The 20468-nt window shown below is 65.3% G+C and carries 23 protein-coding genes; 6 read left to right on the top strand and 17 right to left on the bottom strand.

Annotation, left to right across the window (positions count from 1 at the left end; translation table 11 throughout):
- Positions 1-64: 64 nt before the first annotated feature.
- Positions 65-1048 carry a bifunctional riboflavin kinase/FAD synthetase gene (locus XH83_RS05720; RefSeq protein ID WP_194406074.1) on the bottom strand — a complete coding sequence of 328 codons (984 nt, stop codon included), beginning with the start codon at positions 1046-1048 and terminating at the stop codon, positions 65-67.
- Positions 1049-1277: 229 nt separating this feature from the next.
- Between XH83_RS05720 and XH83_RS05725 the strand changes: the two genes are divergently transcribed.
- Positions 1278-1673 carry a response regulator gene (locus XH83_RS05725; RefSeq protein ID WP_008567674.1) on the top strand — a complete coding sequence of 132 codons (396 nt, stop codon included), beginning with the start codon at positions 1278-1280 and terminating at the stop codon, positions 1671-1673.
- 201 nt (positions 1674-1874) lie between these two features.
- On the opposite strand, the gene XH83_RS05730 is transcribed toward XH83_RS05725, so the two are convergent.
- The 9 genes from XH83_RS05730 to uvrC form a co-directional block, all read right to left on the bottom strand.
- Positions 1875-2729 carry a TIGR01459 family HAD-type hydrolase gene (locus XH83_RS05730; protein WP_028140142.1) on the bottom strand — a complete coding sequence of 285 codons (855 nt, stop codon included), beginning with the start codon at positions 2727-2729 and terminating at the stop codon, positions 1875-1877.
- A 15-nt stretch (positions 2730-2744) separates the two neighbouring features.
- A complete protein-coding gene (locus tag XH83_RS05735) occupies positions 2745-4250 on the bottom strand; it encodes an EAL domain-containing protein (RefSeq protein ID WP_194406075.1) in 1506 nt (501 codons plus the stop codon).
- Between the two features lie 162 nt (positions 4251-4412).
- On the bottom strand, positions 4413-5543 hold the full coding sequence (locus XH83_RS05740) for a YihY/virulence factor BrkB family protein (RefSeq protein WP_194406076.1): 1131 nt from the start codon (positions 5541-5543) through the stop codon (positions 4413-4415).
- Positions 5543-6130, bottom strand: coding sequence for a phage holin family protein (locus XH83_RS05745; RefSeq protein WP_194406077.1), 588 nt, complete (start codon positions 6128-6130; stop codon positions 5543-5545). Before XH83_RS05745 ends, XH83_RS05740 begins: the two co-directional genes overlap by 1 nt.
- Before the next feature lie 92 nt (positions 6131-6222).
- Complete coding sequence (gene prmB / locus XH83_RS05750) at positions 6223-7182, bottom strand: 50S ribosomal protein L3 N(5)-glutamine methyltransferase (protein ID WP_194406078.1); 960 nt, start codon at positions 7180-7182, stop codon at positions 6223-6225.
- Entirely contained in the window at positions 7182-7664 is a 483-nt protein-coding gene (locus XH83_RS05755; protein ID WP_194406079.1) for a molybdenum cofactor biosynthesis protein MoaE, read from the bottom strand. The genes prmB and XH83_RS05755 overlap by 1 nt, the downstream gene beginning before the upstream one ends.
- A gap of 3 nt (positions 7665-7667) precedes the next feature.
- Positions 7668-7919, bottom strand: a complete 252-nt coding sequence (moaD, locus tag XH83_RS05760; protein ID WP_194406080.1) for a molybdopterin converting factor subunit 1 — start codon at positions 7917-7919, stop codon at positions 7668-7670.
- Complete coding sequence (gene pgsA / locus XH83_RS05765; RefSeq protein ID WP_194406081.1) at positions 7916-8533, bottom strand: CDP-diacylglycerol--glycerol-3-phosphate 3-phosphatidyltransferase; 618 nt, start codon at positions 8531-8533, stop codon at positions 7916-7918. The genes moaD and pgsA overlap by 4 nt, the downstream gene beginning before the upstream one ends.
- A gap of 96 nt (positions 8534-8629) precedes the next feature.
- The gene (uvrC, locus tag XH83_RS05770) at positions 8630-10672 is read right to left on the bottom strand and encodes an excinuclease ABC subunit UvrC (protein WP_194406082.1); all 2043 of its coding nucleotides are present in this window, start codon (positions 10670-10672) and stop codon (positions 8630-8632) included.
- Between the two features lie 251 nt (positions 10673-10923).
- On the opposite strand from uvrC, the gene XH83_RS05775 reads away from it, so the two are divergent.
- Entirely contained in the window at positions 10924-11547 is a 624-nt protein-coding gene (locus tag XH83_RS05775) for an outer membrane protein (RefSeq protein ID WP_194406083.1), read from the top strand.
- Between the two features lie 114 nt (positions 11548-11661).
- On the opposite strand, the gene XH83_RS05780 is transcribed toward XH83_RS05775, so the two are convergent.
- The 4 genes from XH83_RS05780 to XH83_RS05795 all read right to left on the bottom strand — a co-directional run bounded on the left by XH83_RS05780 (position 11662) and on the right by XH83_RS05795 (position 14429).
- Complete coding sequence (locus XH83_RS05780) at positions 11662-11877, bottom strand: cold-shock protein (RefSeq protein ID WP_008544396.1); 216 nt, start codon at positions 11875-11877, stop codon at positions 11662-11664.
- A 281-nt stretch (positions 11878-12158) separates the two neighbouring features.
- On the bottom strand, positions 12159-13019 hold the full coding sequence (locus XH83_RS05785; protein WP_194406084.1) for a 23S rRNA (adenine(2030)-N(6))-methyltransferase RlmJ: 861 nt from the start codon (positions 13017-13019) through the stop codon (positions 12159-12161).
- A 123-nt stretch (positions 13020-13142) separates the two neighbouring features.
- On the bottom strand, positions 13143-13847 hold the full coding sequence (locus XH83_RS05790; RefSeq protein ID WP_194406085.1) for a ribonuclease T2: 705 nt from the start codon (positions 13845-13847) through the stop codon (positions 13143-13145).
- A gap of 120 nt (positions 13848-13967) precedes the next feature.
- Positions 13968-14429, bottom strand: a complete 462-nt coding sequence (locus tag XH83_RS05795) for a hypothetical protein (RefSeq protein WP_194406086.1) — start codon at positions 14427-14429, stop codon at positions 13968-13970.
- Positions 14430-14614: 185 nt separating this feature from the next.
- On the opposite strand from XH83_RS05795, the gene XH83_RS05800 reads away from it, so the two are divergent.
- Entirely contained in the window at positions 14615-14914 is a 300-nt protein-coding gene (locus tag XH83_RS05800; protein WP_194406087.1) for a hypothetical protein, read from the top strand.
- A gap of 45 nt (positions 14915-14959) precedes the next feature.
- On the top strand, positions 14960-15490 hold the full coding sequence (locus XH83_RS05805) for a DUF3617 family protein (RefSeq protein ID WP_194406088.1): 531 nt from the start codon (positions 14960-14962) through the stop codon (positions 15488-15490).
- Positions 15491-15556: 66 nt separating this feature from the next.
- On the opposite strand, the gene XH83_RS05810 is transcribed toward XH83_RS05805, so the two are convergent.
- Genes XH83_RS05810 through XH83_RS05820 form a run of 3 tightly spaced genes read right to left on the bottom strand, consistent with a single transcriptional unit; the run spans position 15557 to position 18235 of the window.
- Positions 15557-16945 carry an ATP-binding protein gene (locus XH83_RS05810; protein ID WP_194406089.1) on the bottom strand — a complete coding sequence of 463 codons (1389 nt, stop codon included), beginning with the start codon at positions 16943-16945 and terminating at the stop codon, positions 15557-15559.
- A gap of 19 nt (positions 16946-16964) precedes the next feature.
- On the bottom strand, positions 16965-17690 hold the full coding sequence (locus XH83_RS05815) for a response regulator (RefSeq protein ID WP_194406090.1): 726 nt from the start codon (positions 17688-17690) through the stop codon (positions 16965-16967).
- Between the two features lie 2 nt (positions 17691-17692).
- On the bottom strand, positions 17693-18235 hold the full coding sequence (locus XH83_RS05820; RefSeq protein ID WP_246776418.1) for a MarR family winged helix-turn-helix transcriptional regulator: 543 nt from the start codon (positions 18233-18235) through the stop codon (positions 17693-17695).
- A gap of 339 nt (positions 18236-18574) precedes the next feature.
- Here XH83_RS05820 and XH83_RS05825 point away from each other — a divergent pair, with 339 nt between their 5' ends.
- Positions 18575-19657 (top strand): branched-chain amino acid aminotransferase, encoded by a 1083-nt coding sequence (locus XH83_RS05825; protein WP_194406092.1) that lies wholly within the window; start codon positions 18575-18577, stop codon positions 19655-19657.
- Positions 19658-19859: 202 nt separating this feature from the next.
- A complete protein-coding gene (locus XH83_RS05830; protein ID WP_194406093.1) occupies positions 19860-20384 on the top strand; it encodes a YegJ family protein in 525 nt (174 codons plus the stop codon).
- Positions 20385-20468: the final 84 nt, after the last annotated feature.

Consider the following 20468-nt stretch of genomic DNA (forward strand, 5'->3'; position numbering starts at 1 on the left):
ATGGGCTCTCCATAGCAGGGGGCCAAAGGAAGCGCAAAGGTTCGGGAAAGGCCGGGATCAGCCCTCAATCGAGGGCGCCGAGCCGCGGAAACGCGTCCGGAGCGGCGGCCAGGATGGCGCGGGCGCGGGCGGAATCGTCGTCCATCTGCCGGATCAGGGCCTCGATACCCTCGAATTTCAGCTCCTCGCGGATGAAGCCGATGAAGGCGCAGTCCAGCACCTGCCCGTAGAGGTCGCCCTTGAAGTCGAACAGGAAGATTTCCAGCAGCGGGGCACCGTTGTCGAAGGTCGGGCGGCGGCCGAAGCTGGCGACCCCGTCGAGCCGCACCTGATCCTTTCCTTGGCCGCGGCCGACCCGCACCGCATAGATGCCGTGCTTCAGCCCGCAATTGGCGTCCAGGCGGATATTGGCGGTGGGGTAGCCGAGATCGCGGCCGCGCTTCTCGCCGTGGATCACCTCGCCGGTGATGAACCAGGGCGCGCTCAGCATGGTGGTGGCCTCGTCGAGCTGGCCTTCGGCGAGGGCGATCCGGATCGCGCTGGAGGACACCGGCCGCTCGTCGATGTCGACATGCGGCTGCACGTCGACCTCGATGCCGAGCCGGGGCGCCTCGTTGACCAGCAGGCTGGGCGAACCGACGCGTCCCTTGCCGAAATGGAAGTCGTAGCCGACCGCGATCCCGCTGACGCCGAGCCGCCCGATCAGGTCATGGTGAATGAAATCTTGCGCGCTGGTCCCGGCGCGCGCCTTGTCGAAGGTCATGACCACGGCGCCGGCAAGCCCTGTCCCGGCCAGGAGCCGCAGCTTGGCCCGTTCGTCCGTCAGGCGGAACTGCGGGGTGTTGGGGCTGAAAAACCGCCTTGGATGCGGCTCGAAGGTCAGCGCCAGCGCAGGACGGCCATGCGCCCGGCCCATTTCCAGGGCGGCGGCGATCACGGCGCGGTGACCGAGATGGACCCCGTCGAAATTGCCCATGGCGACCACGGCGCCCCTTGGAATCGCGGAGTTCGGCGTGGTGTCGCGGATAACGTTAAAATGCGGGGCCATCAGGGGAATTCTCGAACCGGCGGGACCGTCCGGGACCGTGGCGCGACGGGCCCGATGAAGTCAAGCGGAAGGGGGCGGGGCGTATCGAACGCAATTTCAGTTCTTTCGGGGCGCCCCCAATTAACGCGCTGTTTAACGCCTTGGTGCTAGTCCTTGCATCTGGAACAGGCGGGCTCCGGCCCGGCAGGTCCGATCGTAATATTCCTGGGTATGCGTTGGGGGAGTCGAGATGGCGGTTGATTTGTCGATGCCGGTTCTGGTGGTGGATGACTACAGCACCATGATCCGTATCATCCGGAATCTGCTGAAGCAGCTTGGCTTCGAGAACATCGATGATGCCAGCGACGGTTCGGCAGCGCTGAACAAGATGCGCGGCAAGAAGTACGGGCTCGTGATCTCCGATTGGAACATGGAGCCGATGACGGGTTACGACCTGTTGCGCGAAGTGCGCGCGGATCCGAACCTCGCCACCACGCCCTTCATCATGATCACAGCCGAATCCAAGACCGAGAACGTGATCGCGGCCAAGAAGGCCGGCGTGAACAACTACATCGTCAAGCCGTTCAATGCGGCGACGCTGAAGACCAAGATCGAGGCGGTCTTCCCGGACATGGCGAGCGCGTAACGCGCTTCGAAGCCATCAGGTGATTCGGAAAAGCCCGGGCTGGTCCCGGGCTTTTTGCGTTGGATTCGTCATTCCGGAGCGGTGCGCGAGCACCGAGCTATGGTGCGCAATTGCACACCTGAGAGTCTCGAGATCCCCCGATGCGCAATTGCGTATCTGAGGTCTGGTCCTTCGGACCATCCCGGGATGACGGCTAGATCGTCACCACTTCAATTCGCGCATCAAGGCCTTCGGCGGGTGGCCGAACAATTCCATCACCGATGCCGGGTCGAGCTGGTCGAGGCCCTCGAACTCCTCGGCATGGATGCCGCGGGTCACGAACAGGCAGTCGATGCCGAACTCGCGCGCGCCGGTTAAGTCGGTGCGGACGGAATCGCCGATCGCCAGCACCTTTTTCCGGTCGATCGGGTGGCCCTGGCGTTCGCCGGCGAGCGCCATGGCGCGCTCGTAGATCGGCCGATGCGGCTTGCCGTAGAAGATCACCTCGCCGCCGAGCTCCCGGTAGAGCTCCGCGATGGCGCCGGCGCAGTAGATCAGCCGGTCGCCGCGTTCCACCACGATGTCGGGGTTGGCGCAGACCAGCGTCAGCTTGCGCTCGCGGGCCTTCAGCATCATGCCGCGATAGTCTTCCGCCGTCTCGGTCTCGTCGTCATAGAGGCCGGTGCAGACGATGTAATCGGCTTCCTCCAACGGAGCGGTCTTTGCATCGAGGCCGCGATAGATCGAGTTGTCGCGCTCGGGCCCGAGCCAGAACATCTTGCGGCCGGGATGCTCGGCGACATAGAGCCGCGTCAGGTCGCCCGAAGACACGATGGCGTCGTAGGTCTCGTCGGCGACGCCGAGCTTGCGCAATTGCCGCTGCACGGAGTCGGCCGGCCGCGGTGCGTTAGTGATCAGGATCACCGTACCGCCGCGGCTGCGATAAGTGTGCAAGGCTTCGCAAGCTTCGGGGAAGGATTCGAGGCCGTTATGGACGACGCCCCAGATGTCGCTCAGCACGACGTCGACGCCGCCCACGAGCTCACGCAGGCTTTCGGCGAAATGCAGCGTGGTCATGATGCGCGGGGCCGATCAGATGCGGCGCGCAAGCGCGGCGTTGCCGGTGATGCGTTGGGCCGCAGAAGCGGCTGACGTCGTGCCAGATTGCGTGCCTTGGCTGGGGGAAGCGGAGCCATTGGATCCCTGAATGTCCTGGTTCGGCGAGGCCCCGCCGGTAGCAGATGCCCCCTCCGGCCGCAATGGCCGGGGCGGCGCGAACAGGAAGCCCTGGCCGAACCGCACGTCGTAATCGAGCAGGTCCACGACCGCGCGCTCGCCTTCGATCCGTTCGGCAATCAGGTCGATGCCGAAGCGGCCGAGCAGGTCGGAGAGGTCGGAAGGATGGATGTCCGAGGCCGAAGCCTGCCTGGGGTCGAGCAGCAGCGTCGCCGGCACCTTGATGAACCGCACCCCGCGATCGGCCAGCTCGCGCGGCTCGATCCTGAGATCCGTGACGTGGTCGATCGAGAAGCGGAAGCCGCGCTGGGCCAGCGCGGCGAGATTCTCGGTCTCGGCCGGGCCGAGATTGCGGAACGTCGATTGCTTGAACTCCAGCACCAGCGATGGCGCCAGCGCCCGGTTGGCTTCGAGGAAGTCGAGGCATTGTGCGAAGGTGGTGGAATTGCCGAGCGTGGACGCGGCGACGTTGCAGAACACGCCGACCTCCTTGTTGCGCACCATCAGGCGCCGCAGCACCTGCACACAGCGCAGCATCACCATGTTGTCGATGCGCCCGATCAGCCCGGAGGCCTCCGCGATGCTGATGAATTCCTCGGCTGCGATCAACTGGTCGCGTTCGTCGCGCAGGCGCGTCACCGCCTCGTAGAACCGCACCTTGCGCTGCGGCAACGTCACCATCGGCTGCAGGAAGATGTCGATGCGGTTCTCGTCGATGGCGTTGCGCAGCGTCGCCAGCAATTGGGTCTGGTTGCGCTCACCTGCCGTCTGAACCGGGTTGGAGCTCGGGTGCTGGACCGCCGGCGCCGGCCGCGGCTGCGCCAGCGCAGGCGGCGGTGCTGGGGGAAGCGGGGGAGGAGGGGCTGGTTGCTCCTCGAACGGCGCAACCAGGTCGATCGGCGCCTCCGGCTCGGACTTGAACTCGGATCTGGCGACCGGGGCGGGCGCCGGCGCGCTGCCGGCCAGCATGTCCTCATGGGCCGACACGGTGGTGGCGAGCTGTCTGACCAATCCGCCGAGCTCGTTGATCTCGCCGACCACCGACTGGATGCGGTCGGAGTTGGTCGAATTGGACGAGGCGATGCGTCCCTCGATCGCGGCGAGCCGCCGGCCGAACTCGGCCACCTGGCGGGCGAGGTCGGCCGTGCCGCGCGACAGGTCGGCGATCTGGCCGCCGACGTCGCTGCGGTCACGCAGCCGCATCGACACCGCATTGTAGAGGATCAGGAAGGTCAGCGCGGTCAGCGCCACGATCGCGGATTCGGTTCCGCTGATGCCGGCGACGGCGTAGAGGACAAGCCCGAGTGAGGCCGCGACCAGAACCATGCAGATGGCGATGAAGATCGTCGAAATGCGAATCATGCCGCGCGTTACGCCTTTAAGAGCTGACTGCCTCACCCGGGAAAACACGGGTCGCCATGCGATCGCGTCACGCCTCGTGCTTCCCCAAGCCGCGCAACCTTAACATCATTGTTGATTCGAGGGGATAGCGCCTCGGGCCTGCAAGTTCAGGCCCGTGGGGAGTCAAGACGGCGCGGCGGCGCCGACGGTGTCGGCCGAGACGGCGTCGCGGCTGCCGAGCGGCTTGGCTGGCCCCTCGGTCGTGTCTTTCAGCGTCTGCCGCTCGATCTCCGAATTCAGCTCGGCGCCGAACATGATGACGATCGCCGACATCCACATCCACGTCATGAGGCCGATCGCTGCGCCGAGCGAGCCGTAGGTCGCATTGTAATTGGCGAATTCCGAGAGATACCAGGACAGCAGCGCCGAACCGGCGATCCAGAGGATCGCCGCGGCCACGGCGCCGAGGCTCAGCCATTGCCAGCGCGGCGCATCGCGGCTCGGCGCGAAGCGGTAAAGGATCGCGAGCGCCACGAGCAGGATGAGGAACATCAGCGGCCATCGTGCCAGCGCCACGATCAGCTTGCTTTCGGGCGCCATGCCGAGATGATTGAGCGCCAGCGGGAAGGCGACGACAACCCCGACCATCAGCAGCAGCGCCACGATGCCGCCGACTGTAAAGGCGAGCGACACCATGTTGAGCTTGATGAAGCCGCGCTTCTCACGCTCCTCATAGGCGACATTGAGGGCATCGAAGATCGCCTTGACGCCGGCATTGGCGCTCCAGATCGCCAGCAGGAGGCCGAACAGGAAGGTGACACCGAGCGTCGTGTTGCCATGCGACACCACGCGGGCCACCTGGTCCTCGACAATCTGGAACGAGCCCTCAGGCAGCATGGTCGCGAGCGTGTGCAGATTGGCGCTGATCGTCGCGGGATCGGCGAACAGGCCGTAGGAGGACACCAGCGCCGTCACCGCCGGAAAGATCGCGAGCAGCCCGAAGAAGACGACACCGCCTGCAGTCGCGAGCAGGCGATCCTCGTCGACGCGCTGATAGGTCCGCCAGAAGATGTCCTTCCAGCCGGCCCAGGGGATTGCGAAAGGGCTCTTCGCATGACGGCCGCGGCCGGGCTGCACGGCGGCGCGCACCGGGTGTGTCTCCGGTGAGTTTGCCTCGCCCTTGCGGTGGTCCCGCGGCGGGCCCGATCTGACCAGGTCAGAGTCCTGGAAGTAGCGCTCCGCCGTCAGCACGAAGACGGCCGTCGCCGCCACCAGCAGCCAGGAGTCGATCTGCTCGGAGCGCCGCACCAGCATCAGGCATCCAATCTATGACCGTGACGCCTGCGCCGCGCCGCCGTGAACCCCGCCAATCCAATCGCCGCGAGCATCAGACCGAGCTGCACGGGGCGGTTGGTATACGCCGGCCGAGCGCTTGCACCATGGCGGCGCTCGCCGGGCGCGAGCGGCGCAAGGGGAATCGTGGTGGCGACCTCCTTGACGGCCTGCTTGACCGTTCCGCGCGGAATCCGCGGCGTCGCGATGGCAACGCGCAACCGGCTGGTAAGTGGCACAATCGGCCTGGCCTTGCGCTTCATCTGCGCCATCGCCACACCGGCGCAGACCGCCGCCAGCACCAGCAGCACGCCCGCGACGGCACCGAAACCCCAGAACTGGCCGTAGGTGATGGCGACCCAGCGGTACAGGGCGATCAGCCCGACGAAGAATGCCGCGATGGCGAACAGGCCAGCCACCGCGAACAGCCCGCCAGCCATTGCGTAGGATGTCACCTTGCCGGTGGCCTGGCTGGTCTGGTCACGCAGATAGGATTGCGCGGCGCGTTTGACGTGATTGAGCTTGAGCGCCATGCCGGCGCGCAGCAATTCGCCCGATGGCGCGAGCATCTGGACATCCTCCGAGAGCGAGAAAATTCGTTCGGAGGATGAACGTGGCCGAATTTGACTTGTTCCGACGGAGCTCCGTCCGTCCTGATGAATCAGCCGAGATCGGCGGCCGCGATCCAGAACACCTCGCCCTCGGACTCCTCGGTGTCGAGCCAGAGCAGCGGCAGTTCCGGAAAGGCCTCGTCGACCAAGTCCCGGCCGCGGCCGATCTCGCAGATCAGCCCGCCGTCCGGCGTCAGGTGATCTGGCGCCTCGCGCAGGATCCGGCGGATCACATCGAGGCCGTCGGCGCCGCCGTCGAAGGCGAGCTTGGGCTCGGCCCGGCATTCCGGCGGCAATGCCGCCATGCCTTCGGCATCGACGTAAGGCGGGTTGGTGATGATCAGATCGTATCTGTTGTTGCCGAGTGGGGCGAACAAATCGCCGCGATACAGGCTGATCCGGTCCTCGAGCCCGAACTCCCCGACATTGCGGGCGGCAACCTCGAGCGCGCCCTTGGAGATGTCCACGGCGTCGACCATGGCGTTCGGGAAATGATGTGCGGCGAGGATCGCAAGGCATCCCGACCCTGTGCAGAGATCGAGCACGCGCTCGACTTCCGTGGGATCGTCGATCAGCGATCCGGCAGCGCCTTCGTTGCCGAAATGCGAATCCAGGAGCTCACCGATGAAGGAGCGCGGAACGATGACCCGCTCGTCGACATAGAAGGGCAGGCCGCGCATGTAGATCTTGTTGACGAGATAGGCGGCCGGTTTGCGCGTGGTGATCCGCTGGTGGATCAGATCGAGGACGGTCTTGCCCTCGGCAGCCGTGACGCGGGCGTGGGCAAAGGCTTCGAACTGCTCGGGATCGAGATGCAGCGCTTCGCCGACCAGGAACGCGGCTTCGGCCACCGGGTCGGTCGTGCCGTGGGCAAAGGCGAGTTCGGCCTCGACAAAGCGGCTCACGGCATAGCGGACGAAATCGAACAGCGTGACAAGCTCGCCGGGGCCCACTTTCGCGAGCTTCGGCGTAGCGCGGCCGCGCGCGGTCTTTTTTGCAGCTCTTGCCATCAGGATTTGGTCCAGCGTGCGGCGGCCTCGTCGTCACGGGCCTGGGCCTCGACCCAGCCGGTGCCGGAGGCGCTCTCTTCCTTCTTCCAGAACGGTGCGCTGGTCTTGAGATAATCCATCAGGAACTCGGCCGCCTGGAACGCGGCCTGGCGATGCTGCGAGGCGGTCAGCACCAGCACGATGTTCTGGCCCGGCATGAAGCGGCCGACGCGGTGGATCACGGTGACGCCGTTGAGCGGCCAGCGCGATGTGGCCTCGTCGGCGTGGCGCCTGATCTCTTCCTCGGCCATCCCCGGATAATGTTCGAGCGTCAGCGCCGCGACCCTGGCGCTGTCGTCGTCGGCGCGGCAGATGCCGGAGAAGCTCACGACCGCACCGATATCGGTGCGGCTCTCGGTCAGGATCGCGATCTCGCGCGCAATGTCAAAATCGTCTTCCTGAATACGGATAGTGACGGGGCAGCTGGCGACAGGGGACGTCATGGTCTAGCCGCCGGTCATCGGCGGGAAGAACGCGATCTCGCGGGCGCCCGCGATCGCGGCATCCGATTTGACGTGGGTGTGATCAATCGCGGTGCGGATCACCTTCGGCTTCTCGAACGCGTAGGCGTAGGCCTCGCTCTGGCCGGACAGCCAGGCGATCAGCTCCTCTACGGTGCGCACGGTCGCCGGCGGCTCGATGGTCTCCTCCGCCTTGCCGACGCGCTCGCGCACCCAGGCGAAATACTTCACCTTCATCCCTCGTCCTCCTTAATGAGGTGATGGATGCCGGCGCGGAAATAATCGTAGCCGGTGTAGATGGTCACGATCGCCGAGGCCCAGAGCAGCGCGAGGCCAAGCATCGAGACGACGGGCACGACCTCGTCGCCGGCGGGGCCGGCAAGGAGGAACCCGATCGCGACCAGCTGGACCGTGGTCTTCCACTTCGCAAGCTTGGTCACGGGCACGCTGACGCGGAGCGCGGCGAGATATTCGCGCAGGCCCGAGACCAGGATCTCGCGGCACAGGATCACGATGGCGGCCCACAGCGACCAGCCGTGGATGATGCCGTCGGCGGCCAGCATCAAGAGGCACGAGGCGACCAGGAGCTTGTCGGCGATCGGATCGAGCATCCGGCCGAAGGCCGATTGCTGATTCCAGATACGCGCATAATAGCCGTCAAGGTAATCGGTCACCGCGGCGGCGATGAAGATGGCGACCGCGACCCAGCGCAGCCACAGCGGCTGATCCAGGATCGACTGCGCATAGATGCATCCGACCACGACCGGGATCGCGGCGATCCGGCCATAAGTCAGGATGTTCGGGAGGGACATCGCGCGGCTGGTGGTCCCTCGTGTCGTGGCGATGTTCATTCGTCCTACCAATACCGCTCAAGCCTGAAGGTCAACCGTTCCGCTCCCCAGATGGGGTGCGGGGTGCGACGACCATATGACCGCAGCCCCTTTAGTTCATCCCGGCTGGGGATGGAAATAGTCGAAAATCCTGCGGGCGCTCTCGGCGCTGACCCCCGGAACCTTGCCGAGATCGGCGATCGAGGCGCGTTCGATCTCCTTCAGGGTGCCGAAATGATGCAGCAAGGCCCGCTTGCGTGACGGGCCGATGCCCGGAATCTCCTGCAAACCGGCCTCGCGGATGTCCTTCTTGCGCAGCTTGCGGTGCGAGCCGATGACGAAGCGGTGGGCCTCGTCGCGCAGGCGCTGGATGAAATACAGAACGGGGTCGCGCGGCTCCAGCTTGATGGCTTCGCGCTCCGGCATGAACAGGGTCTCGCGGCCGGCATCCCGGTCCGGCCCCTTGGCGACCGACATCAGCGATACCTGGGTCAGGCCGAGATTTGCGAAGATCTCGCGGACGGCGTTGAGCTGGCCACGGCCGCCGTCGATGATCACGAGATCCGGCCATTGCGGGAAATCGTCGTCCTTGGCCTTGGTGCCGGCGTCCTCGGGCGGATTGATCAGGCGCTTGAAGCGCCGCTCGAGGACCTCGCGCATCATGGCGAAGTCGTCGCCGGGCGTGATGCCTTCCGACTTGATGTTGAACTTGCGGTACTGGTTCTTCACGAAACCATCGGGGCCGGCGACGATCATGGCGCCGACCGCGTTGGTGCCCTGGATATGGCTGTTGTCGTAGACCTCGATGCGCTTGGGCGGATGCGGCAGGCTCAGCGTCGCGGCCATGGCGTCGAGCAGGCGGCTTTGCGTGGCGGTGTCGGCGAGCTTGCGGCCGAGCGCCTCGCGCGCATTGGTCAGGGCGTGAGCGACCAGCTCCTTCTTCTCGCCGCGCTTGGGTACGGCGACCTCGACCTTGTGGCCGGCCTTGATCGCCAGCGCGTTGGCGAGCAGCTCGCTCTCCTCGATTTCGTGCGAGAGCAGGATGTTTCTCGGCGGCGGCTTGTCGTCGTAGAACTGGGCGAGGAAGGAGCCGAGCACCTCTTCGGGGGTGAACGATTTCTCCGCGCGCGGGAAATAGGCGCGATTGCCCCAGTTCTGGCCGGTGCGGAAGAAGAACACTTCGACGCAGGAGAACCCGCCTTCCTGGTGGATGGCGAACACGTCGGCTTCCTCGACCGTGCGCGGATTGATGCCCTGCTGCGACTGGATCGCCGACAGCGCGGCGAGGCGGTCGCGGTACAGCGCGGCGCGCTCGAACTCGAGCTCACCGGACGCCTTCTCCATCTCGCCGGCAAGCTCCTGCTTCACCGCATGGCTCTTGCCGGACAGGAAGTCGCTCGCCTCGCGCACCAGCGTCGTATAGCCGCCGAAGTCGATCTCGCGGGTGCAGGGACCGGCGCAGCGGCGGATCTGGTAGAGCAGGCAGGGCCGGGTGCGGCTCTCGAAGAAGGAATCGGTGCAGGAGCGGATCAGGAACGCGCGCTGCAGTGCCGTGATGGTGCGGTTGACCGCGCCGGCGGAGGCGAATGGGCCAAAATAGCGCCCGGGCCGGCTCTGCGCGCCACGATGTTTCAGGATCTGCGGCGCCCAATGGTCGCCGGTGATCAGGATATAGGGGAACGACTTGTCGTCGCGCAGCTGCACGTTGAAGCGCGGACGCAGCTGCTTGATCAGGTTGGCTTCCAGCAGCAGCGCTTCGGTCTCGGTGTTGGTCGAGACGATCTCCACCGTCACGGTGGCGGCGATCATGCGCAGGATGCGCGCCGGCTGCGGCGCGCTCTGGCGCGCATAGTTCGACAGGCGCTTTTTGACGTTCTTGGCCTTGCCGACATAGAGCACGTCGGCATTCGCGCTGAGCATGCGATAGACGCCGGGCGAGGTCGGGGCGAGGCGGACCGCGCGCTCGATCGCCTCGTGACCGGTCGCCAGCGGCTCCTCGCCGACCGCGCCGCTCTCTTCGAGGATGTCGGGCAGCCGCGCCTCGTCCTCGTCGTCACCGCCGGTCGTCGCGGGATCGAGGTCGGGCGGCGTGTCGCTCGCGGCAGTCGGGGGCGGTTTGCGCGCGCGGTCGTCCGGATTGTCGGGGGAATCGTGAACCATGGGACGAATTTAGGCGCTGGGGGTGCCGATTTGAAGTTCCGGCCGCGCGGCACGCACAGGACGGCGGCGCGGTTCCCGGTAACGCTTCCTTAAGGGTGTTAAGCGCGCGGTAACCCAGCTTAACAGCCCTTTAACTTAAAACTCTCGATAAATCTTACGCGAAAAGATGGTGGTTCCGTAACCATGCGGTTTGCCTCGCGCGGGGTGCGCGGGCGCCGCACCGGCGACGGCAGTTGCGTTGGAGTTAAGTGATGAGGGGGCTCATTTTGGGCGCGGCCGCGTTGGTCGCAGCCGGCTGGACAGCTTCGGCAGAGGCCGCGGATTTCAATTACGGCCAGCGTGCGCCCTATACCGTCAACCAGCCGCTCAATGCGTATAGCTGGGCAGGTCCCTATCTCGGCGGCAACATCGGCTACGAATGGGGCTCGGTCGACAACAATCCCTCAAAGCCGTCGGGCTTCGTCGGGGGCGTGCAGGCCGGCTACAATTTCCAGAACGGCCCGTTCGTGTTCGGCGTCGAGGGCGATATCCAGGCGGCCGGTGCCGACGATACCTTCGCCCCGTGGAAATTCTCCAATCCGTGGTTTGGCACCCTGCGCGGCCGCGCGGGCTATGCCGTCAACAACGTGCTGTTCTACGGCACCGCCGGCCTCGCCTTCGGCGAGTTGCGCGCGCAGACCTTCGGCTGGTCGGAATCGCACACCACCGCGGGCTGGACCATCGGTGCCGGCGCAGAAGTCGGCCTTGCTCCGAACTGGAGCGCCAAGCTCGAATATCTCTACATCGATCTGTCGACCAGTCAGTTCGCAATTACGGGCGTGTCAAACGGCTATAGCGCCAGCGTTGTTCGCGCAGGCGTGAATTATCGCTTCTGATAGCTGAAGAAGAAAATACCGGACAACAACTCCCGGCCGCTCGCGGCCGGGATTTTTTTTCGCCAAGTACTTTTTACGCCAAGTATTTTCGCGAGGTATTTTGCGTCAGGCCCGCTAGGACAGGATGACCAGGTTGACCGCCTTCGGTCCCTTCCCCTTCTTGTCCGGCTCGACTTCGAAAGTAATGCGCTGTCCTTCCGCAAGGTCCTTCAGTCCGGCCCGCTCCACAGCAGTAATATGCACGAAGACGTCGCGGCCGCCGTCGTCAGGCTTGATGAAACCGTAGCCGCGTTCGCCGTTGAAAAACTTAACCGTTCCCGTCATGGCCATCGGGAAACTCCCCCTCATTGCTCCTCCGCCGCGACGCAGACTCACGTCGCGACATGACCGGGCGATACGAAGCCCGGGAGAGCTGGCCATCCTTGGGCGGACCGTAAGCGGTCCGGCCGGATCTTTCTTAGGCCTTCACTCCGCCGCAACCATTCGCGGAAGCGGAACGTAAAGCCAGTCACGGAAACAGCATAATACGGTTCTCTGCAGATTGACTACCGCTCCTGCATATTTTTCCCAAGAATGCCGGAGTGTTACGGTCTCTCCTTAAGGCTTGGGGATTAAGGCTTGGGGACCTCCAATCGGAATCTGGCAGCACCGCCCTGGCCGAGCGGTATTTCCAACTCGGGCAGGATGGTCTTCAGCTCGCCCTGCAGCGTGTAGGGCGGATTGACGATCAGCAGCCCGGTGGAGGCGAGAGCTCCGCCGTCGAGCTGGGGCGCGACGCTGAATTCGAGGCGCAGGCATTTTCCCGGTGGTTTTGCTGCGGCTGCGAGCCGGGCCACCGTTTGGGCCAGCGCGTCGGTGGCACGCCGGCTCTTGGCCGGATACCAGATGAGATAGATGCCGGTCGGCCATTTCACGAAGGCGGCGGCGAAGGCTTCGCCCAGCCGCTCGAACTCGTCCTTGGCTTCGAAGGGCGGATCGATCAGCACGAGGCCGCGCCGCTCCTTTGGCGGCACGAAGGCCGGCAGAGCTACCCAGCCGTCGAGATCGACCACGCGGGCCTGTTCGTCGCGGCGCAGCGCGTCGATCAGTGCCTTGCGCGCCTTCGGTTCGAGCTCGCAGGCGACCAGCCGGTCCTGCGGCCTCAGCAGACCGCGCGCGATCAACGGCGAGCCCGGATAGGTTTTGAGCTCGCCCTTCGGGTTGAAGGCGCGGACGATGTCGAGATAGGGCTTGGCCAGCGCCGCGCTCTCGTTCGACAGCCGGGCCTGCATCAGCCGCGCGATGCCGGTCAGCCATTCGCCGCTGCGGCGCGCCTCGTCGCTGTCGAGATCGTAGAGGCCGGCCCCGGCATGGGTATCGATGACGCGGAACGCCCCCGGCTTGTCCTGCAGATAGGTGACGATGCGCGCCAGCACGATGTGCTTGATGACATCGGAGAAGCTGCCGGCGTGGAAGGCGTGGCGGTAATTCATGGGGTAGGACTACGCCACGTGATGGCTTGAGCAAAGAGGCACAATCACGTGTCCTGGACGCGGTGCAGCGTGTAACGCTGCGCCGCCGAGCCGGGGGCCCGGTTTCTTGCGCGAGCCTCGGCCTCAACCGCCCCTGATCGGCGGCATCGTCACCTGCTCGCGGCGGCAAGCGCGGCGGTCGGCTTCCTCGCAGGCGCGGAATTGCAGGTCCTTGCTGAGGCAGATGCGGACCTCGGAGAGCCGGGTGCGGTTGCAGGTGACCGAGACGGCGGCATTGCTCAAGCCCGGATTGGCCTTGATGAAGGCCTCCTCGACCTCTGTCGGCGCCACGGACTTGGCCTGCGACAGATCGAGATATTCGGCCGGAATCTTGATCGCGGCACGCGCTTTGCGGATCGTCTCGAAATAGCTGCGGCCCTCGAGGCCCGAGCAGGTGCCGTGCTTGTCCCATTCGTTGAAGATCAGCCCCGGCGCCGGCATCAGGTCGAGCATCGAGGAGACGATGTTGCGGTTCAGCCGCGGCGCCGGCCGCTGGCAATATTCCGGGAAGCCGTTCTCATATTGCGGCCACAGCCCATGCACCACGAAGGCGTAGGGCCGTCCGCCGCACTGGATCTGGGAGCGGCCGCCACGCTCGGCCGCCTCCTCGCAGAACGAGGGCGACCATGACAGCGACAGCACATAGAAATCGAACTCGCCGGGCGCGTTCTGCCGCTTGTCCTGGGCCTTTGCGTCGCCGGCGAACGAGGCGAGGCTAGCCGCAAGGATCAGGGAAAGGGCCAGCGAGATCACGAGGCGGGAGAAGGAATGCAATCTGGAATGAAACATGGCAACGCCCCTCAACTAGACTGTGCAGGAAGCCTAGCAGGCGAAAAGAACATTTCAAGAACAAAATTCAGGCGGCCGCCATTTGGCGGCTGACAGCGCCCGAATCAGGGCGCCTCGAGCTCAAGGCCTGGCGGCGCGGCAGGCCGGATTATAGGCCCAGTTGCGATCGACCCCGACCACGCACCATTCGACGCCGTTACCGTAGCTGGCGAACCCGCCGTCCTCGATGATCGAGAAGTGCACCTTGCGCACCTTGCCGTCGGTGAGCATGGCCTCTCCGCTGCAATAGCGGCGCGGAATGTTGTCGGACTGCCAGGGCCGGTACGCGGTCTCGTGCACGGCGGAGAAGCCGGTGATCTTCAGCGAAGAATTCCAGAACGTATATTCCTTCTCCGCGAACTCGCGCTCGATCCTCGGCAGAGCCCAGTCGCAATTGGCGACGTTGCCGTCATAGCGGGGTCCGCTCAGCCAAAAATTCAGCTCCAGCGGATTGGCGGCCCTGGCCTCGCCGAGCGTCACCGCCCCGAATATGAGGCCGAGCAGAGCGGCAAAGCGGAGCGATTTCAGGGAGGGGGCGCGCATGGTCAATCCGGACAGCTAAGGTCTTGCGAAGGTCGGACGGTGCCGTGAAGGCCGGGGGAGGTCAAGTGCAGCGCGGCAACACTTCGCCAGGAGTTGACCACAACATCGTGGTCGGCAGGGCTTCGGTTCTTTCCACTTCCATCCCGGCACCGTAAACTGGGGGCCAGCCAATTGGAGTGACGGGAATGCGAATCATTGCGGCCGCGGGTCTTCTCGCCAGCCTGGTTGTCTCGGGTATGACGGCGAGCCAGTCGGCGCGCGCCGACATCGTGCCGCCGTTCAAGGGCAATGACACCGGCGGGATCATTGCCTATTCGATGGCCACCCAGGTCGATGCACGTCAGGTCGCGGTCGATCACTGCGCGCGCTACCGCAAGGTGGTCAAGTTCCTCAGCGTGCAGGCCTATGAGGGCGGCTACATCTCGTTCTCCTGCCGCTGGGTGCCCTATGGCGCCGCCGAGCAGCCGATCCGCACGCTCTACTGAGGCGTTGTCGTAACGCCGCAATCCAATAAGCCGGGAGCTTCTCGCATGACGCGCAAACTCGCTTTGCTCGGCTCGACGCTTTGTCTCGTGGTGTCGGCGGGGATTGCCAGCGCCGACGATCTGCCGGTGCGCAAGGCCGGCCTCTGGGAATTGAAGATGGTCCGCACCGGCGGGCCGGTGCCCGAGATGACCATGCAGCACTGCACCGACGAGACCGTCGACAAGGAGATGAACAACAACGTCTCGCCGATGGCCAAGCAGGTCTGCGCCAAGCAGGAGATCAAGAAGACCGCGACCGGCTATGTCAGCGATTCCGAGTGCAGCGTCGCCGGCATCAGCACGACCTCGCATGCCGAGATCACGGGCGATTTCAATTCGGCCTATACGGTGAAGACCACCTCGCACGCGCAGGGCGGCGCCGCCGGTGCCGCGGGCCGCGACACCTCGATGACTCTCGAGGCGAAATGGCTCGGCGCCTGCAAGCCGGAGCAGAAGCCCGGCGACATCGTGATGCCCGGCGGCTTCAAGATGAACGTGCGCGACATGGACAAGCTGAAGGCGCTGCTGCCGAAGTAGGATTGCCGTAGCTGCAAAATCGATGCGCTTCCTCGCCCCGTTCTTAGGGGGGAGGTGAAGTAAGACCTACACCGGAATCCGCACGCTCGCCCTCAAGCCGCCCATCGGGCTGTCGCCGAGCGTGATGTCGCCACCGTGGGAGCGGGCGATGTCGCGGGCGATGGCAAGGCCGAGGCCGGTGCCGCCTTCGTCCTGGTTGCGGGCATTGTCCAGCCGCAGGAACGGCTTGAACACTTCTTCGCGCAAATGCGTGGGAATGCCGGGTCCGTCGTCGTCGACCGTCACGGTCAAATAACGGTGATCGCGCTGGCCGGTGATGGCGATGCTCTTGCCGTAGCGCGCCGCGTTGGTGACGAGGTTGGCGAGGCAGCGCTTGAACGAGGCCGGCTTCACGGTGACGACGGGCAGGCCGTGGAAGGCGACGGTCGCGGCATGGCCATGGCGCTCGGCATCGCCGCGCAGCTCCTCGAGCGCCTGCGCCATGTCGGTCGGCTGCGATTGCTCACCGGAATCGCCGCGCGCAAAGGCGAGGTAATCCTCCAGCATCATCGACATCTCGTCGACGTCCTTGCGCATGCCCTCGAGCTCGGGGCTGTCGCCGATCAGCGCCAGCTCGAGCTTGAAGCGGGTCAGGATGGTGCGCAGATCGTGGCTGACGCCGGCGAGCATCGCGGTGCGCTGCTCCATCGTGCGCTCGATGCGCGATTTCATCTCGAGAAAGGCGACGGAGGCGCGCCGCACCTCGCGCGCGCCGCGCGGGCGGAAGTTCGGCGCCTCGCGGCCCTTGCCGAAACTTTCGGCGGCGTCCGCAAGACGCAGGATCGGCTTGATCTGATTGCGCAGGAACAGCACCGCGACGATCAGCAGGATCGAGGAGGTGCCGACCATCCAGAACAGGAAGATCTCCGAGTTCGAGGCATAGGCAGCGCTGCGCTGCGCGAACACGCGCATCACGGCATCGTCGAGCTGGATGCGGATTTCGACCAAATTGGAGCGGCCGACCGTGTCGATCCAGAACGAGCGGCCGATCTGGCGGCCGAGCTGCACCGACAGCGTCTGGTCGAGCAGCGAGAAGAACGGCTTCGGTCCCGGCGGCGGCATGTCGCCGGCGGGCAGGAAGTCGACCACGAGGCCGAGCCGCTGCTGCGCGATGCGGCGGATCTCGGTGCGGTCCTTGTCCTGCGGATAGCCCTTGTAGACGTCGATCAGTGCGGCGATGTCCTGCACCACCGCGGCCGACAACCGGCGCGTCACCGTGTTCCAGTGCCGCTCCATGAACACGAAGGCGACGACCGATTGCAGCACCACCATCGGCACGATCATGATGAGGAGCGCGCGAGCGTAGAGGCCGGTCGGCATCCAGCCCTTGAACGCGTTGCCCATCCAGCCATTGGCCGCCGAAACGCGGCCGGCGGCGCTCTTCAGAAGCGTCAGGCCGGTGTCGATCGTGCTCATCTGGCGCGCTTCACTTGATTTATGGCGAGGCCACCAGGCGGTAGCCGATGCCGCGTACCGCCTGGAGGAACAGCGGATTGGCGGGGTCGGTCTCGATCTTGCGCCTGAGGCGGTTGATCTGCACGTCGACGGCGCGCTCGTTGACGCTGCCATTGCCGGTCAGCGCGCTGCGCGGCACGGTCTCGCCCGGCGTCTCCGAGAGAATGCGCAGCATTTCGCGCTCGCGGTCGGTGAGGTGGATGACCTCCTCGCCCTGGCGCAGCTCGCCGCGATCGAGATGGTAGATGTAGGGACCAAAGGCGATCTTCTCGATCGTCGTGGCCTGCGGCGGCGGAGCGGCGCGCTTGAGGATGTTGTTGATGCGCAGCGCCAGCTCGCGCGGCTCGAACGGCTTCGCCACATAGTCGTCGGCGCCGATCTGCAGGCCCTCGATGCGGGCCTCCGCTTCATGGCGCGCCGTCAGCATCACGATCGGCACCGAGGAGGAGGTCCGGATGAAGCGCGCGAGATCGAAGCCGGTCTCGCCGGGCATCATGACGTCGAGGATCAGCAAGTCGAAATGCAGACCCAGCAATTTCGACCGCGCATCGCCGGCGCTGGCGGCCGTGGTGACGCGGTAGCCCTCGCCGGCAAGGAAACGCGAGAGCAGATCGCGGATGCGGCGGTCGTCGTCGACGAGCAACAGATGCGGCGCATCGTCGGCCGGGCGCGCCGGTGCGCGGGCGAGAGTGGCGGCGAGCGTCACGGTTACTCCTTGGCGTCTTGGTTGACGGAGGCGAAGATCGTCTCGAGCACCTTGTCCGGATCGTCCCGATCGATCATCGCACGCAGGAAGCGCTTGACCGTCTCGGCATCCTGCGGGCTCATCTCGGCGAGCGCTTTGGTGATCCGCGTGGTCTGCAGACCCGCGAGCTTCTGCACCAGCGTCTCGCCTTTCGGCGTCGCGTAGAGCAGGCGCTGGCGGCGGTCGTTGTCGCCGGTCTTCTGCACGATGTAGCCCTCGTCCAGGAGCTGCTTGAGCACGCGGCCGAGCGACTGTTTTGTGATGCGCAGGACGTCGAGCAGATCGGCGACCTTGAGACCAGGATAGCGGTAGACGAAGTGCATGACCCGGTGATGGGCCCGCCCGAAGCCGAAAGCCTCCAGCTCCTGGTCGGGATCGCCGACGAAGTCGCGATAGGCGAAGAACAGCAGCTCGATGATATCCCAGCGCAAATTGCCTCCATCGCCTGCGGCCCGCCGAGGCTCGGCGGCGTCTTGAGAGGGACTCGCGAAATTTATGTCAGGCATATTGACGTATCTTGGGTTCAATGTTACAAAACGATCAGCCCGCACGAAATTTTAGATCGTTTCGCGGCGGGCGGCGTCGATGCAGGGACGGCGGAAAGAGCCGGACAGGCGACGACAGCCGGATCAGATCTACCGTGCGATTGTCGAGCGGCATTTCGGCAAAACATACTGGACTTCCGTCTCGCGCAAAAGCATGTCCTGCCCGACATGCTGGCCACGGGAAACCGGCCGTAACAAGGCTGGCGGTGGTCCAGCCAGAAACCAATCGAGCCAGCTGGCCCCGGAACGGGGCGGGCGGGCGCCAGAACAGCGCCGATACCGGCAGCGGGAGCCAAGGACATGAGCATGACATTCGACATCCAGCCCGCCACCAATCCGACGTCCGAGAAAGATCGCGTGGCCAAGCTGGTGGACCCCGGCTTTGGCCGGGTCTTCACCGATCACATGGCGATCGTCCGCTACAACCAGGCCAAGGGCGGCTGGTACGAGGCGAAGATCGAGGCGCGCGCCAACTTCCAGATGGATCCGGCCGGCGCCGTCCTGCACTACGCGCAGGAGATTTTTGAAGGCCTGAAGGCCTACAAGCGCGACGACGGCGGCGTGAACCTGTTCCGTCCCGACGCCAATGCGCGGCGCTTCAGGGACTCGGCCGACCGCATGGCGATGGCGCAGCTGCCCGAGGACGTCTTCATCGAGGCGGTCGAGCAGCTCGTGCGCATCGATCGCGCCTGGATGCCGGGCGGCGAGGGCAGCCTGTACCTGCGGCCTTTCATGATCGCGAGCGAGACCTTCCTCGGCGTCAAGCCGTCGTCCGAATACATCTTCTCGGTCATCGCCTCGCCGGTCGGCTCCTATTTCAAGGGCGGTCCCGCGCCGGTCTCGATCTGGGTGTCGGAAAACTATACGCGCGCGGCCGTCGGCGGCACCGGCGCCGTCAAATGCGGCGGCAATTATGCCGCGAGCCTGCGCGCGCAGGCCGAAGCGATCCAGCACGGCTGCGACCAGGTTGTCTTCCTCGACGCGATCGAGCGCCGCTATATCGAGGAGCTCGGCGGCATGAACGTCTTCTTCGTGTTCGACGACGGCTCGCTGCTCACGCCGCCGCTCGGCACCATCTTGCCCGGCATCACCCGCGATTCCATCATCGCGCTGGCCAAGGACGCCGGCAAGACCGTGCGCGAGGAGCCGTATTCGCTCGACCAGTGGCGCAAGGACGCGGGGAGCGGCAAGCTGAAGGAGGCCTTTGCCTGCGGCACCGCCGCCGTCATCTCGCCGATCGGCAAGGTGCGCTCGGTGAGCGGCGATTTCGAGATCTCGGGCGGCGCCGCCGGCCCCGTCGCCATGGGCCTGCGCAAGCAGCTCGTCGACATCCAGTACGGCCGCACCAACGATCCGCACAACTGGATCCGCAAGGTGTTTTGAGGTCTCGTGTCCCGGACGCGCAAAGCGCGAGCCGGACCCAGAGTGCCAGTGGCTGGACCCCGGATCAGCAGCGCACCACGCCGCCAAGAGGCGCCGCGCTGCGCAGCATCCGGGGAACGCTGCTGCCGTTTAGCGCCATGAACGACCTGCCACGATCCCGCGACAAAGTCCGGATACAACGAGCATCCCGGATATCGCGATCATGGCAACCAAACTCTCCCACCCCGTGAAATGGGTCGTTCTCGCCGCCATCACCGGCGTCTCCGTTTTCGGCATCCTGACCATCGGTCCGACGCACGAGGTCGTCGCGCAAGACCGCTCGCCGATCGTCGACGTGCGCACCAGCGATCCCGAGATGAATGCGGCGATCGCGCGGGCCCGCGGCACGCTGCCGACCTTCTGGGCGTCCTACGAGGCGCCGAAGTCGTCGGAGACCGGGCACGCCTTGAAGGTGCGCTTTTCGACCCGCAAGGGCGGCGAGCACATCTGGATCGGCGAGGTGAAGAAGCAGCCCGGCGGGACCTATTCAGGCCTGTTCGCCAACGAACCGCGCGACCTGCCGGGCAAGCACGCCGGCGATAAGGTTTCGTTCGGCGAAGCCGACATCTCGGACTGGATGTTCATGCGCAACGGCAAGATCGTCGGCGGCGAAACCATCAAGCCGACGCTGAAGTCGCTGCCGAAGGCGGATGCCGATGCCCTGCGGGCGCGGATGGAGCAGCCGTAGGTTCTCTTCTTCCTTCTCCCCTTGTGGGAGAAGGTGGCGCGAAGCGCCGGATGAGGGGTTATCTCCGCGAATCTCATCGTGAGA

The sequence above is a fragment of the Bradyrhizobium sp. CCBAU 53351 genome, assembly GCF_015291745.1.
Lineage (GTDB): Bacteria > Pseudomonadota > Alphaproteobacteria > Rhizobiales > Xanthobacteraceae > Bradyrhizobium.